This window comes from Streptomyces sp. NBC_01171 (genome assembly GCF_045039805.1).
Lineage (GTDB): Bacteria > Actinomycetota > Actinomycetes > Streptomycetales > Streptomycetaceae > Streptomyces.
Map to the genome: position 1 here is coordinate 2,991,835 of NZ_CP108609.1, position 13,770 is coordinate 3,005,604.

13 protein-coding genes are annotated in these 13,770 nt (G+C 72.7%); 2 read left to right on the forward strand and 11 right to left on the reverse strand.

Going from position 1 to position 13,770, the window contains the following annotated elements:
- Positions 1-51 precede the first annotated feature (51 nt).
- From OG448_RS13670 to bldG, 4 genes are all read right to left on the reverse strand, one after another.
- Positions 52-645: a small secreted protein gene (locus tag OG448_RS13670; protein WP_405553870.1), complete on the reverse strand. Its 594-nt coding sequence runs from the start codon at positions 643-645 to the stop codon at positions 52-54.
- A gap of 227 nt (positions 646-872) precedes the next feature.
- Positions 873-3,287, reverse strand: coding sequence for a sodium-translocating pyrophosphatase (locus OG448_RS13675; RefSeq protein ID WP_405553872.1), 2,415 nt, complete (start codon positions 3,285-3,287; stop codon positions 873-875).
- Positions 3,288-3,619: 332 nt separating this feature from the next.
- Positions 3,620-4,057 carry an ATP-binding protein gene (locus OG448_RS13680; RefSeq protein ID WP_405553874.1) on the reverse strand — a complete coding sequence of 146 codons (438 nt, stop codon included), beginning with the start codon at positions 4,055-4,057 and terminating at the stop codon, positions 3,620-3,622.
- A gap of 162 nt (positions 4,058-4,219) precedes the next feature.
- Positions 4,220-4,561: an anti-sigma factor antagonist BldG gene (bldG, locus tag OG448_RS13685; RefSeq protein ID WP_010986038.1), complete on the reverse strand. Its 342-nt coding sequence runs from the start codon at positions 4,559-4,561 to the stop codon at positions 4,220-4,222.
- Between the two features lie 82 nt (positions 4,562-4,643).
- Here bldG and OG448_RS13690 point away from each other — a divergent pair, with 82 nt between their 5' ends.
- Positions 4,644-7,142: a DEAD/DEAH box helicase gene (locus tag OG448_RS13690; RefSeq protein ID WP_405553875.1), complete on the forward strand. Its 2,499-nt coding sequence runs from the start codon at positions 4,644-4,646 to the stop codon at positions 7,140-7,142.
- On the opposite strand, the gene OG448_RS13695 is transcribed toward OG448_RS13690, so the two are convergent.
- The 7 genes from OG448_RS13695 to ssd are packed head-to-tail and all read right to left on the reverse strand — an operon-like array spanning position 7,139 to position 12,098.
- A complete protein-coding gene (locus OG448_RS13695; protein ID WP_405553876.1) occupies positions 7,139-7,528 on the reverse strand; it encodes an Rv3654c family TadE-like protein in 390 nt (129 codons plus the stop codon). The genes OG448_RS13690 and OG448_RS13695 overlap by 4 nt on opposite strands.
- Positions 7,509-7,862: a TadE family type IV pilus minor pilin gene (locus OG448_RS13700; protein WP_405553878.1), complete on the reverse strand. Its 354-nt coding sequence runs from the start codon at positions 7,860-7,862 to the stop codon at positions 7,509-7,511. Before OG448_RS13700 ends, OG448_RS13695 begins: the two co-directional genes overlap by 20 nt.
- Positions 7,863-7,884: 22 nt before the next feature.
- Complete coding sequence (locus OG448_RS13705) at positions 7,885-8,085, reverse strand: DUF4244 domain-containing protein (protein WP_086690392.1); 201 nt, start codon at positions 8,083-8,085, stop codon at positions 7,885-7,887.
- Positions 8,086-8,142: 57 nt separating this feature from the next.
- Entirely contained in the window at positions 8,143-8,931 is a 789-nt protein-coding gene (locus OG448_RS13710; RefSeq protein ID WP_405553880.1) for a type II secretion system F family protein, read from the reverse strand.
- The gene (locus OG448_RS13715) at positions 8,928-9,803 is read right to left on the reverse strand and encodes a type II secretion system F family protein (RefSeq protein ID WP_405553882.1); all 876 of its coding nucleotides are present in this window, start codon (positions 9,801-9,803) and stop codon (positions 8,928-8,930) included. The genes OG448_RS13710 and OG448_RS13715 overlap by 4 nt, the downstream gene beginning before the upstream one ends.
- A complete protein-coding gene (locus OG448_RS13720) occupies positions 9,796-10,995 on the reverse strand; it encodes a TadA family conjugal transfer-associated ATPase (RefSeq protein ID WP_405553884.1) in 1,200 nt (399 codons plus the stop codon). The genes OG448_RS13715 and OG448_RS13720 overlap by 8 nt, the downstream gene beginning before the upstream one ends.
- On the reverse strand, positions 10,992-12,098 hold the full coding sequence (ssd, locus tag OG448_RS13725; protein ID WP_405553886.1) for a septum site-determining protein Ssd: 1,107 nt from the start codon (positions 12,096-12,098) through the stop codon (positions 10,992-10,994). The genes OG448_RS13720 and ssd overlap by 4 nt, the downstream gene beginning before the upstream one ends.
- Before the next feature lie 577 nt (positions 12,099-12,675).
- Between ssd and OG448_RS13730 the strand changes: the two genes are divergently transcribed.
- On the forward strand, positions 12,676-13,506 hold the full coding sequence (locus OG448_RS13730) for an HAD family hydrolase (protein ID WP_405553888.1): 831 nt from the start codon (positions 12,676-12,678) through the stop codon (positions 13,504-13,506).
- Positions 13,507-13,770: the final 264 nt, after the last annotated feature.

Sequence of the window (13,770 nt, forward strand, 5' to 3'; positions counted from 1 at the left end):
CCCGCCGCACCGCCCCGGGTCCGCCGCGCCCGGTCGGCGGCGCGGGCGTCGTCAGCTCTTGGCGGCGGGCGGCGCCGAGGCGGAGACCTTGCAGCTCTGCTGCTCGGCGATGGCCTCCTTGACGTCGCCCTGCTCCAGCCGCTTCAGCGCCTCGGTGCCGCTGCTGCTCTGGCGGCCGATCTCCTTGGTCTGGTCGGCGACCTCGTGCAGGCCCTTGGCGAACTTGCCCTGGTCCTTGGTGTCCAGCCCGTCGACCTTCTTCTTCAGGTCGGCGTAGGAGGTGGCCAGGCTGTTGAGGTTCCTGACGGCGTCCTGCTGCCGCTTGGCCCCGCCGTCGACCCCGGGGGGCGCACCGGCGCCGTTGATGGCGGTGGCGATGGCCTTGTAGCCGTCGGACATGTCCTGGAACGCCTGCGCGTACGTCTCCTTGGCCGTCTTGGGCGGGAGGTCGCTGTCGCTGGCGATCTTGGCGATCCCGGCGTTGGCCGCCTTGATCTTGGTGTACTGCGCGGGCACCGCGTCGCACACCTTCTTCGCCCAGACACCCAGCTTGGGGTCGGGGCCGCCGCCGTCGCTGCCGCATCCCGTCAGCGCCGTTATCAGTACCGCGCCGCCGGACAGGGCGGCCGCGAGCTTCTTGTTCACCGGATCGGTCCCTTCCATGGCTATCGGCCACCGGAATCTACACGGCGGAACGAGACCATCCACACGACCGGTGCCCTATAAGCAGACTTTTGCGGTGCTTCACACCATGCGAGAGAAGGCTCACGGCCGCCGGGCGCCGAAGGGGCCGCGCCGGGCGTCCGCACACAAGCGGGCGGGCGGCGACGCGTCAGCACGCGCCGTCCGCCCGCCCGTTGGCGGAGCCTCGCTTACGGAACCACAGCCGGGGGCGTGGAGTTGGAGACCTCGCCGGCGTCCTCGTCCCCCACCGCGATCCCGCGCCGCTTGGACACGTACACCGCGACGACGATCACCAGCAGCGCGAACGCCGCGACCAGGACGCGGACGAGCATGCTGCTGCTGCCTCCGTAGGAGAACTTGATCACCGCGGGCGCGATGAGCAGGGCGACCAGGTTCATCACCTTCAGCAGCGGGTTGATCGCCGGGCCCGCGGTGTCCTTGAAGGGGTCGCCGACCGTGTCGCCGATCACCGTGGCCGCGTGGGCGTCGCTGCCCTTGCCGCCGTGGTGGCCGTCCTCCACCAGTTTCTTGGCGTTGTCCCAGGCACCGCCGGAATTGGCGAGGAACACCGCCATCAGCGTGCCCGCGCCGATGGCACCGGCGAGAAAGGCACCGAGAGCGCCGACGCCGAGGGTGAACCCGATGAAGATCGGCGCCATCACGGCGAGCAGTCCGGGCGTGGCCAGCTCGCGCAGGGCGTCGCGGGTGCAGATGTCGACGACCCGGCCGTACTCGGGCTTCTCCGTGTAGTCCATGATCCCCGGCCGTTCCCGGAACTGCCTGCGCACCTCGAACACCACCGACCCCGCCGAGCGCGACACGGCGTTGATGGCGAGCCCGGAGAAGAGGAAGACGACCGCCGCGCCCGCGATCAGGCCGACCAGGTTGTTGGGCTGGGAGATGTCCATCGACAGGGTCAGCGGCGAGCCCGGCCCGCTGAGCTGCTCCCCCACGTCCCGCACCCCGGTGGTGATCGCGTCCCGGTACGAGCCGAAGAGGGCCGCCGCCGCGAGGACGGCGGTGGCGATGGCGATGCCCTTGGTGATGGCCTTGGTGGTGTTGCCGACCGCGTCCAGGTCGGTGAGCACCTGGGCGCCGGCGCCCTGCACGTCCGAGGACATCTCGGCGATGCCCTGCGCGTTGTCGGAGACCGGGCCGAAGGTGTCCATGGCGACGATCACCCCGACCGTGGTCAGCAGCCCGGTGCCGGCGAGCGCCACCGCGAACAGCGCCAGCATGATCGAGGTGCCGCCGAGCAGGAAGGCGCCGTACACGCTGAGGCCGATCAGGAGCGCGGTGTAGACGGCGGACTCCAGGCCCAGCGAGATACCGGACAGGATGACGGTGGCGGGGCCGGTGAGCGAGGTGCGGCCGACGTCGCGGACCGGGCGGCGGGTGGTCTCGGTGAAGTAGCCGGTGAGCTGCTGGATGACGGCGGCGAGCAGGATGCCGATGGCGACGGCGACCAGCGCCAGCACCCGGGGGTCGCCGTCCTTGCCGCTGATCGCCGGGTCGGTCACGCCGGCCAGCTCGGAGTAGTGGGCGGGCAGGTAGGTGTAGACGGCGACGGCGACCAGCGCGAGGGAGATCACGGCCGAGACGAAGAAGCCCCGGTTGATGGCGCTCATACCGCTGCGGTCGGCGCGGCGCGGGGCGACCGCGAAGATGCCGATCATCGCGGTGATGACGCCGATGGCCGGGACCAGCAGCGGGAAGGCGAGCCCGGCGTCGCCGAAGGCGGTCTTGCCGAGGATCAGCGCGGCCACCAGGGTGACGGCGTACGACTCGAAGAGGTCGGCGGCCATGCCCGCGCAGTCCCCGACGTTGTCGCCCACGTTGTCCGCGATGGTCGCGGCGTTGCGCGGGTCGTCCTCCGGGATGCCCTGCTCGACCTTGCCGACCAGGTCGGCGCCGACGTCGGCGGCCTTGGTGAAGATGCCGCCGCCGACTCGCATGAACATGGCGATCAGGGCGGCGCCCAGGCCGAATCCCTCCAGCACCTTGGGCGCGTCGGCCGCGTAGACCAGCACCACGCAGGAGGCGCCGAACAGGCCGAGGCCCACGGTGAACATGCCGACGACACCACCGGTGCGAAATGCGATCTTCATCGCCTTGTGCGAGACGACGGTGAGATCCGTTTCCGCCTCGCCCTCTCCCGGAGTGGCCTCCCGGGCGGCCGCGGCGACGCGCACATTGCTGCGTACGGCGAGCCACATGCCGATATAGCCGGTGGCCGCCGAGAAAACCGCGCCGATCAGGAAGAACACCGATCGTCCGGCCCGCTGATTCCAGTCGTCCGCGGGAAGCAGCAGAAGCAGGAAGAACACCACGACGGCGAAAATGCCGAGGGTGCGCAACTGCCGCGCCAGATACGCCTTCGCGCCTTCCTGGACCGCCTCCGCGATCTCCCGCATGCGTGGGGTGCCCTCGCCCGCCGACAGCACCTGGCGCACCAGGACGCCCGCGACGACCAGCGCCGCAAGGGCCACCGCCGCGATCACGGCGACCAGGGCGCGGTTGCCGTCGGTCAGGACGACGACCGCGAGGGACGCGGAGTTGGATGCGGAGTGACCCGCCTGACCAGGGATTAGAAGCCCCGCCATTCGTCCTCCTTGACGCTTGGGCCGAACTCAAGCTGTGGACGGACTTGTAGCTGCCCGATGGTGATCCCGACCGGCACGGTAAACAGAATTGCCCGCCTCTAACCCTTTAGCAAACGATCGAGTGGAGGACCAGAGCACGAAACCCGGACGGAGTAATACCCCTGAGGCATTTAAGATCACGTCTTCACCGGCGCGATCTGCGGGGTTTCCGGTCGTGAATTCCTTCACGTATTCGGGGCGGCCGGCGGTTCGGCCGAAAGTGGCCGGAACGGCGCGAGGGGCCCTGCGGTGCAGGGCCCCTCGGAAGTCGTCCGGCGCGCGTGGCGCGCGGTTCAGATCAGTACGGTCGGCGGCGGGACGGTCGGCCAGGACATGCGGATCAGTCCGCCGTTCTCGCCGGTGGTGACCTGTACGTCGTCCACGAGGCCGCTGATGACCGCGAGGCCCATCTCGTCCTCCTCGGCCTCCACGTCCGCGTCGGCAGCCGCGCCGCCCGCGACCCGCTCGGCGGGCACGGCGTGCGGGGCTTCGTCGCCGACCTCGATGGAGAATTGCTTCTCCTCCTCGATCAGCGCCACCTTGACCGGCGCGGTGATGCCCACGCTCTGGTGGAGCCCGACCGCGCGGGAGCACGCCTCACCGACCGCGAGGCGGACCTCGTCGAGTACGGCCTCGTCCACTCCGGCCCTGCGCGCCACCGCGGCCGCCACCAGACGGGCGGTCCGGACGTGCTCGGGCAGCGCGCTGAAGCGGAGTTCGACGGTGGCCATGCATCCCCCTCGCGTACTTCGGGCGTGCGGTGCGGGGCCGGGGCCGCCAAAAGCCCGCACCCCCACGATGAAACTTCCGCGCCCCAGACCGCTACGGGACCGAGGCGGAGTCGACCGGCGCCCGGACCGTCAGGACGGCCCGGACCCGGCGTACGACCCTGGTCAGTCGGTGGCCGCCACCGCTTCCTCGACCGAGGTGTGGATCGGGAACACCTTGGTGAGGCCGGTGATACGGAAAATCTTCAGAATGCGCTCCTGGTTGCAGACCAGACGGAGCGAGCCCTCATGGGCACGCACCCGCTTCAGGCCACCGACCAGCACGCCGAGCCCGGTGGAGTCGAGGAAGTCCACGCCCTCCATGTCGACGACAAGATGGAAATTGCCGTCGTTCACCAGCTCGACCAACTGCTCGCGCAGCTTGGGCGCGGTGTACACATCGATTTCGCCACCGACCTCGACGACCGTACGATCGCCGACGGTACGGGTCGACAGGGACAGGTCCACGAATCCTCCAGCACCTTGCTATCGAGCGGTCATCCCTCGGGACATCCCGGCTTACGGCCCTTGGAACACATCGCCAGCCGCCATGGCATTCAATCACTTACCGGCAGGTGTGCACGACGCCTTGGCTCCATTGTCCGTCAAGCCGGTGACACACTCGGTGCCGATGGCCAAGAATCACCGACCCGATCACCCCCAGCCGGACCCGGCGTCCCGCCCGTCTCCGGAGACGGTTCTGCACCGGCTCGCCTCCGGTCCGAGCAGGTCCGCGCGCATCACTCATACGGAGCACTTGCCCCCGCGTGCGGGCCGCCATGCCGTCTGGCCGGACCGGATTCGTGCCGAGGTGATCGCGGCGGTCCAGGAGCGCGGGATCGAGCACCCCTGGGCCCACCAGGCGCTCGCCGCCGAGCACGCCCTGGACGGCGACTCGGTGGTCGTCGCCACCGGCACCGCCTCCGGCAAGTCCCTGGCCTACCTGATGCCGGTGCTGTCCGCCCTGCTGGACGGCTCCGAGGCCCCGAACGGCCGGGGCGCCACCGCCCTGTACCTCTCCCCGACCAAGGCCCTGGCCGCCGACCAGTGCCGCGCGGTACGGGAACTCGCCGCGCCCCTGGGCAACGCCGTGCGCCCAGCGGTCTACGACGGCGACACCCCGTTCGAGGAACGCGAGTGGGTCCGGCAGTACGCCAACTACGTCCTGACCAACCCCGACATGCTGCACCGGGGCATCCTGCCCTCCCACCCCCGCTGGTCCTCCTTCCTGAAGTCGCTCAAGTACGTCGTCATCGACGAGTGCCACACCTACCGGGGCGTCTTCGGCTCCCACGTCGCCCAGGTGCTGCGCCGGCTGCGCAGACTGTGCGCCCGCTACGGCGCGTCGCCCGTCTTCCTGCTGGCCTCCGCCACGGCCGCCGAGCCCTCCGTGGCCGCCCGCCGGCTGACCGGGCTGCCGGTGGTCGAGGTCGCCGACGACGCCTCTCCGCGCGGGGAACTCGTCTTCGCTCTCTGGGAGCCCCCGCTCACCGAGCTGCACGGCGAGAAGGGCGCCCCGGTGCGCCGCACCGCCACGGCCGAGACCGCCGACCTGCTGACCGACCTCACCGTGCAGGGCGTGCGCTCGGTCGCCTTCGTCCGCTCCCGGCGCGGCGCCGAGCTGATCTCGGTGATCGCGCAGGAACGGCTCGCCGAGGTCGACCGCTCACTGGTCCGGCGTGTCGCCGCCTATCGCGGCGGCTACCTCCCCGAGGAACGCCGCGCCCTGGAACGCGCCCTGCACTCCGGCGAGCTCCTCGGTCTCGCCGCCACGACCGCCCTGGAGCTGGGCGTGGACATCTCCGGCCTGGACGCGGTGGTGATCGCCGGGTATCCCGGCACCCGCGCCTCCCTGTGGCAGCAGGCGGGCCGTGCCGGGCGCTCCGGGCAGGGCGCGCTGGCGGTCCTGGTGGCCCGCGACGACCCGCTGGACACCTACCTCGTCCACCACCCGGAGGCCCTGTTCGACCGCCCGGTGGAGTCCACGGTCCTCGACCCGGACAACCCGTACGTCCTCGCCCCGCACCTGTGCGCCGCGGCCGCCGAGATCCCGCTGACCGAGGCCGACCTCGAACTCTTCGGCCCCGTGAGCGCCGACGTACTGGGCCAACTGGAGGCCGCGAAGCTGCTGCGCCGCCGTACCCGTGCCTGGCACTGGACGCGCCGGGAACGCGCCGCCGACCTGACCGACATCCGCGGCACCGGCGGTCCTCCGGTGCAGATCGTGGAGGAGGGCACCGGGCGCCTGCTCGGCACGGTCGACGCGGAGGCCGCGCACTCCGCGGTCCACGAGGGCGCGGTCCACCTCCACCAGGGCCGCACCTACCTGGTGCGCTCGCTCGACCTGAAGGACTCCGTCGCCCTGGTCGAGCAGGCCGACCCGCCGTACTCGACCGCCGCCCGCGACACCACCTCCATCGCCGTCCTGGAGACGGACACCGAGATCCCGTGGGGCTCCGGCCGTCTGTGCCTCGGCTCGGTCGAGGTCACCAACCAAGTCGTCTCCTTCCTGCGCAGACGCCTGATCACCGGTGAGGTGATGGGCGAGACGAAACTCGATCTCCCTCCGCGCACGCTCCGTACCCGCGCGGTGTGGTGGACGGTCACCGAGGACCAGCTCGACGAGGCCCGGATCAACCCGGAGATCCTCGGCGGCGCCCTGCACGCCGCCGAACACGCCTCGATCGGCATGCTGCCCCTCTTCGCCACCTGCGACCGCTGGGACATCGGCGGGGTCTCGGTCCCCCTGCATCCCGACACGCTGCTCCCCACGGTCTTCGTCTACGACGGCCACCCCGGTGGGGCGGGCTTCGCCGAGCGCGCCTTCCACACCGCCCGTGCCTGGCTGACGGCCACCCGCGAGGCCATCGCCTCCTGCGAGTGCGAGGCCGGCTGCCCGTCCTGCATCCAGTCCCCCAAGTGCGGCAACGGCAACGAGCCACTGCACAAGCGAGGGGCGGTACGGCTCCTCACGACGCTGTTGCGGGGGGCGCCGGAGGAGGCGGCCGGGACGGGGGCGGGGGCGTCCGGGGAGGGCGAGCCGGGCTAGGGGCTGAGACCCTGCGATGCGAGCGCCGGGGCCGCCTCCCTGACCGACGGATCAGGAGGCCCCGCCCTGGCCCGTACCTCCGCCGCGAACGGCCCGTGTCCCGAGCCCGCGCTCACGTCCGAGGTCTCGCCGACGATCGCGCACCACACCAGCCGCGCGCCCTGCGCCGACGCCACCCGGCGCCCCGCGGCGCACGCCGCCTCCGCGCCCTCGGCCCAGTGGTCCGCCGCCGCGAGCGCCGCCAGATCGGCCGCACCCGCCGCCCGGTGCCGTACGACGACCGCGTGCCCCAGACCGAGCACGGCGCCGAACACCACGCACAGCAGGGCGATCACCCCGAGGCTCCAGACGGTGGCGGAACCCCGGTCACCGCCCCGGCACCTCATGGCCCCTCCTTTCCGGCCCCACCGCCTCCTCGGCGGCGGCCACGGCCTCCTCCCGCACCTCGAACGGCAGCCCCGTCAGCACCGGCGGCTTCGCCACCACCGTCACGCGGACCTGCTCGCCCTCGCGGGCGACGCTGACCGTCGCCCCGCTCGGTGCCGCCTCTCTGGTCAGCATGACCACCGCGTCGGGCGCGTCCTGGCGGGCGGCGGCCCGCGCCCCGGTGCGGGCGGCGTCCACGCACTGGATCTGAGCGGCCACGGCGAGCAGCCCCCAGACCAGCGCCATGGTGAACGCCACCAGCACCGACAGCACCACGGCCGCCTCCGCCGTCACGAACCCACGGTCCGCGCCCCGTTCACATGCGCGCACTGAGCGCTCGTTTCACGATGCCTTGGAGTTCCGCCTTGACCTGGCCGCTGGTGACGACCTCGTAGAGCAGCAAGGCGAATCCGACCGCCGCGATGATCCCCATGGCGTACTCGGAGGTCACCATTCCGGCGTCCTTGCGGCACCGCTCCCGCAGCAGCGCCCATGCCCTGCCGGCCTTCTCTCGCATCTCAAATTCCTTCCTTCACAGCTTGGTTGTCGATTTCATGCACGTCGCTCCGGTCGGTCAGGGCCCACCTCCTCCCATCGCGCCGCCCGCGAGGCCGATCACCACGGGCAGGACGCCGACCGCGATGAAGGCGGGGAGGAAGCACAGCCCGACCGGCGCCGAGATCAGTACGGCCGCCCGGCGCGCCCGGACCGTGGCCGCCCGTATCGACTCCGATCGGGCGTCCGAGGCGAGCCGGGCCACGGGTTCGGCCGCCGGGAGCCCGGACCGGTCGGCCCGCTCCAGCAGGCGGGCGAGGGCTCCGGCGCCGGGCAGGGCGGTCAACCGGGCCCAGGCATCGGCTGGTTCCCCGCCGAGGCGGGCTTCCGCCGCGCCCCGCGCCAGCGCGTCGCCGACCGGGCCCCCGAGCGCCTCCCCGACTGCCTGGGCGGCGACCACGGGCCCGGCCCCGGCCTCGATGCAGGCGGCCAGCAGTTCGGCAGCCAGCGGGAGTTGGCGAGACGCGGCGGCCGTATCAAGAAGCTCCGCAGCAGGCCGCGCCGCCGCCCGGCGCTCCTGCCACCGCCACAGCGCCACACCGGCCCCGAGCCCCGCCAACGCCCCGAAGACCCCGCCGACCACCGCCCACGCCCCGCACCCGACCCCGGCCACCGGCAGCCACTTCCGGGCCGCGTCGGCGACCGCGAGGGGACGACCCGCCCCGGGCGGCTCCACGGCCAGCAGCCCCGCCACCCTCCGCCGCGCCAGGCGCCGTTGCCGCACCAGCTCCAGCCGGTGGCCCGTCCAGCCGAGGGCGACGGTCATCCCCACGGCCACCCCCAGGCTGTGGACGAACTCCCCGCTCATGCCGCCTCAGCTCCCCGCACGATCCGGGCCGCCCACCACACCCCGGCGCCCTCGAACACCGCTCCCGCCACCAGACAGCCCAGCCCGGCCCCGGTGTGCAGCAGCACCCGGAGTGGATCGGCGCCCATGGCCGCGCCCAGCAGCAGCCCGAACAGGGGCAGTACCGCCAGCAGCACAGCCGTGGCGCGAGCACCGGACAACTGGGCGCGCAGGTCTGCGCGTTGGTCCCGTTCCGCGCGCAGGGCGCTCTCCAGCCGGTCGAGACCGGCCGCCAGCCCCGCTCCCTGGTCCACCGCCACCCGCCAGCAAGCGGCCAGTCCCAGCAGCCCCTCGGCGCCCGGCTGCCGGGCCGCCAGGGCGAGCGCGCCCGGCACATCGCCGCCGAACCGCGCCGCCGCGATCGCGGCCGCCTGCGCCTCGCCCAGGCCCCCGGAGTCCCGTTCGGCCCGCAGCAGGGCCTCGCCGGGCTGCTGGCCGGCGCGGACCTCCCCGGCGAGCACCCCGCACAGGGCGATCACCGCGTCCGCCCGGCGTTCCCGCACCAGCCGGGCCCGCCGCGCCTTCCCGACCCGGCGCAGCACCGGCACCCCGGCGGCCCCCGCCACCACCGGGATGACCGAGGCCCCCAGCAGCGCCAGCACCAGCCCCGCCACGAGCGACCACCACTCTGCGCCCACCCGCTCGTGCAGCCGCCGCAGTTCACCGAGGCTTCGCTCCCAAGGCGTCGGCCCGGGGTCCACCACTCCACCGCCCGCGAACAGCAGCCTGGCCCGCCGCACCCCCTGGTGCCGTGTGTTCAGCACCCAGGCCACGCCCCCGGCGCAGGCCAGCCCCGCGCCCAGTGCCGTCTCTCCCACGCCGACGTCAGGCATCGCCGGCCCCCTCGCTCCCGGACCCGTCGGACAGCAGCTCCCGCAGGCGTTCCCAGCCGCGCTCCGGCACGAAGGCCCGCTCGCCCCACCGCAGCGCCGGTACCGTCCGGACCAGCCCCGAGGTGTCGCGCTCCAGCACATGGACCTCCGCGATCCGGCGCCGCCCGGCCCGGTCCCGTACCAGGTGGATCACCACCGAGAGCGCCGCCGCCAACTGGCTGTGCAGCGCGGCCCGGTCGAGCCCGGCCGCCGTGCCCAGCGCCTCCAGGCGGGCCGGTACGTCGGCGGCCGCGTTGGCGTGCACGGTGCCGCAGCCGCCCTCGTGGCCGGTGTTGAGCGCGGCCAGCAGATGCACCACCTCGGGGCCGCGCACCTCCCCGACGACCAGCCGGTCGGGCCGCATCCGCAGCGCCTGCCGGACCAGGTCCTCCAACGTCACCAGTCCGGCGCCCTCCTGGTTCGCGGGCCGTGTCTCCAGCCGGACGACATGCGGGTGGTCGGGCCGCAGCTCGGCCGAGTCCTCGGCCAGCACGATCCGTTCACCGGGCCCGACCAGCCCGAGCAACGCGCTCAGCAGCGTCGTCTTGCCGGTGCCCGTTCCGCCGCTGACGAGAAAGGACAGCCGCGCCCCCACCAGCGCCCGCAGCAGCCCCTCCCCGCCCGGCGGAAGCGTGCCCGCGCGGGCCAGCTCGCCGAGGGTGAAGGCACGGGGCCGGACCACGCGCAGCGACAGGCAGGTGCAGCCGACCGCCACCGGGGGCAGCACCGCGTGCAGCCGCGTCCCGTCGGGGAGGCGGGCGTCGGCCCAGGGCCGGGCGTCGTCCAGGCGGCGCCCGGCGACGGCGGCCAGCCGTTGCGCGAGCCGTCGGACCGCCGGGGCGTCCGGGAAGGTGACCGGGGTCAGTTCCAGGCCGCCGCCCCGGTCGACCCACACCCGGTCCGGCGCGGTGACCAGCACGTCGGTGACGCTCGGGTCGGCCAGCAGTGGCTCCAGCGGGCCGGAGCCGACGAGTTCGGAGCGCAGGTGCTCGGCCGCGCCCAGGACCTCGGCGTCGCCCAGCACCCGGCCCTGTTCGCGCAGCGCCTGCGCCACGCGCGCGGGGGTGGGGTCGGCGCCGCTCTCCGCGAGGCTGCGCCGGACGCCGTCGAGGAGGGCCGCGCCGTCGGCCCGGTCGAGTCCGGGAAGCGTCATCGGGGGCCTCCCGCGTCGGTCAGCGCCTGCTCCCAGAAGGCGGTGCAGAACCGGGACAGCGGGCCGCGTCCGGTCACGCCGGGCGGCCTGGCGGTGGCCCGGGACCGCAGCAGCGCGGGCTCGGCGGGCACGGTGCCGATCAGCGGCAGCCCGAGCAGCCGGGCCACCTCGTCCTCGTCCAGCCCCGGCCCGTACGGCCCTCTGACCGCGACCCGAAGGTCCCGCACGACCATGCCCAGGGCGGAGGCGACCCGGCCGGCGGCGGCCAGCGCGCGCAGCTCGGCCGGGACGACGAGCACCGCCATGTCGAGCTGGGCCAGGGCTTCCGCGACACCGTCGTCCAGGCGGCGCGGAAGGTCGACGACCACCGTGCCACCGCGCCGCCGGGCGGCGGCGAGCACCGCGCGGACGGCTTGGGGCGGTACGGCCACGCAGTCACCCCGGTCCCAGCTCAGCACGCGCAGCGCGTGCAGTTCGGGCAGGGATTCCTCCAGTGCGCCGCCGCCGACTCGGCCGCGTGAGGCGGCGAAGGCGGGCCAGCGCAGCCCTTCCGCGGTCTCGCCGCCGAGGAGCACGTCGAGTCCGCCGCCGAGCGGGTCGGCGTCCACGAGCAGGGTGCGCAGGCCCTGGTGGGCGGAGGTGACGGCGAGGGCGCAGGCCAGGGTGGAGGCTCCGGCGCCGCCCCGGCCGCCGATGACGCCGACGGTGAGGGCGGGGCGGCCGACGCCCTCCGCCACGTCGGCGATGCGGTCGATGAGCCACTGCTCGCCGTCGGGCAGCATCAGCACATGGTCGGCGCCGATCCCGACCGCGCGTTTCCACACGTCCGGGTCGTCCTGGTCACGGCCGACCAGGACCACTCCCCGCCGCCGCGTGGCTCCGCACACCCGGCGGGCGGCGTCGTCCCCGACCATGACGAGCGGCGCGCCGTCCCATCCCCCGCCGTGGTCCGGGACGCCGTGGTGGACCTCGGGTGTGGCGCCGGCCGCCGCGCACAGGCGCAGCAGATCGTCGAGGAGCGCCGCGTCCTCGGTGACGATGAGCGGCCGTCCCGGTCGTCCGGCCGTGGCCGGAGGCGGATCGTGCGCGACGGTTCCGGTCATGGTGTTCCCCCTTCACTGCGACTTCCGCGCCGCTCTCTCGGCCGCGCGATTCCGAAGATGTGGAGAACCGGTAACGGCCTCCATATGAACGGCCGACAGAAACCGGCCAAACGCACTCCGCATTGCGATCCGGCCATGAACGGGTCCGGATCAGGAGCGCTGGAATCACGATGGGGCGAACCGCGAAATCGTGTGGATCTTGGTCAAAAACTGTGGACGACCGAGCGCCTGTGAATAACTTCGTCACTCATACCGGTGACGTCGGCACGGACTGTGTACGAGTTTCCGAGCGCACCCTGATGATTACCGTAAGTAATCAATCGTGGGCATGACGAAAGGGCGGCCGCAGCCGCCCGATGCCGGTCTCGTACCAGCCGAAGGAGAGGGAAAACGCGTCCGGACATGCGACGACCCCCGCCGGGGGGGAGAGCGGGGGTCGTCCCCACGGCCGACTCGGGGGGGGAGGAGTCGGACCGGGGTTAGCACGGTCGCGAACGATCCGTGACTTCCATGGTGTACCCGAGAGGCTTCTCAGGCAAACCCACACGCCACACCTTACGCCGAATGGTGGGCGCCTATGCTCAGGGACGTGGAAAACCACTCCTTGCCTCGCGCAGCGGCCTTCTTCGACCTGGACAAGACGGTCATTGCGAAGTCCAGCACGCTCACCTTCAGCAAGTCCTTCTACCAAGGCGGACTGATCAACCGCAGAGCGGCCTTGCGCACCGCATATGCCCAGTTCGTCTTCCTGGCCGGCGGTTTGGACCATGACCAGATGGAGCGCATGCGGGAGTACCTCTCCGCGCTCTGCCGGGGATGGAACGTGCGCCAGGTCAAGGAGATCGTGGCCGAGACCCTGCACGACCTGATCGACCCGATCATCTACGACGAGGCCGCCTCCCTGATCGAGGAGCACCACACGGCGGGCCGGGACGTCGTGATCGTGTCCACGTCGGGCGCGGAGGTCGTGGAGCCGATCGGCGAGCTGCTCGGCGCCGACCGGGTGGTGGCCACCCGCCTGGTGGTCGGCGAGGACGGCTGCTTCACCGGCGAGGTGGAGTACTACGCGTACGGTCCCACCAAGGCAGAGGCGATCCGGGAGCTGGCCGCCTCCGAGGGGTACGACCTCGACCGCAGCTTCGCCTACAGCGACTCGGCCACCGACCTGCCGATGCTCCAGGCCGTCGGTCACCCGCACGCCGTGAACCCCGACCGCGCGCTGCGCCGGGAGGCCGTCTCCCGCGGCTGGCCGGTGCTGGAGTTCCGCAAGCCGGTCCGGCTCAAGCAGCGCCTGCCCTCGCTCCACGCACCCCGCCCGGCGGTCGTCGCGGCGGCGGCCCTGGGCGCGGCGGCCGCGACCGCGGGCCTCGTCTGGTACGCCAGCAAGCGCCGGGGCGCCACAGTCTGAGCAGCCCCTCCCCCTGCCCGATTCGCCCATATTTGAAGGTGAAAGTAAAGAAATACGGGCAGGGGTACCGCTTGTCACGAAGTTGCAGTACAAAGGGATTACGGCCTGCGGGACCAAGGACATCCGCGAGGATTCCCTACCACTACGCATCTGGCCCCACGGACCTTGCATGAACACTGGGCACCCACGCGACGTCGGACCGTCGATTACGGGCCTGCTTCACCAGGGCCGGGCAAAGACCCCGACCTGATGAGCAACATATCG

Bases quoted from the DNA above. Each gene is read 5' to 3' on its own strand.
- OG448_RS13730 (WP_405553888.1), top strand. From the start codon at position 12,676: ATGCTCAGGGACGTGGAAAACCACTCCTTGCCTCGCGCAGCGGCCTTC.
- OG448_RS13690 (WP_405553875.1), top strand. From the start codon at position 4,644: ATGGCATTCAATCACTTACCGGCAGGTGTGCACGACGCCTTGGCTCCA.
- OG448_RS13720 (WP_405553884.1), bottom strand. From the start codon at position 10,995: ATGACGCTTCCCGGACTCGACCGGGCCGACGGCGCGGCCCTCCTCGAC.
- OG448_RS13675 (WP_405553872.1), bottom strand. From the start codon at position 3,287: ATGGCGGGGCTTCTAATCCCTGGTCAGGCGGGTCACTCCGCATCCAAC.
- OG448_RS13695 (WP_405553876.1), bottom strand. From the start codon at position 7,528: ATGAGGTGCCGGGGCGGTGACCGGGGTTCCGCCACCGTCTGGAGCCTC.
- OG448_RS13710 (WP_405553880.1), bottom strand. From the start codon at position 8,931: ATGAGCGGGGAGTTCGTCCACAGCCTGGGGGTGGCCGTGGGGATGACC.
- OG448_RS13705 (WP_086690392.1), bottom strand. From the start codon at position 8,085: ATGCGAGAGAAGGCCGGCAGGGCATGGGCGCTGCTGCGGGAGCGGTGC.
- ssd (WP_405553886.1), bottom strand. From the start codon at position 12,098: ATGACCGGAACCGTCGCGCACGATCCGCCTCCGGCCACGGCCGGACGA.
- OG448_RS13680 (WP_405553874.1), bottom strand. From the start codon at position 4,057: ATGGCCACCGTCGAACTCCGCTTCAGCGCGCTGCCCGAGCACGTCCGG.
- OG448_RS13715 (WP_405553882.1), bottom strand. From the start codon at position 9,803: ATGCCTGACGTCGGCGTGGGAGAGACGGCACTGGGCGCGGGGCTGGCC.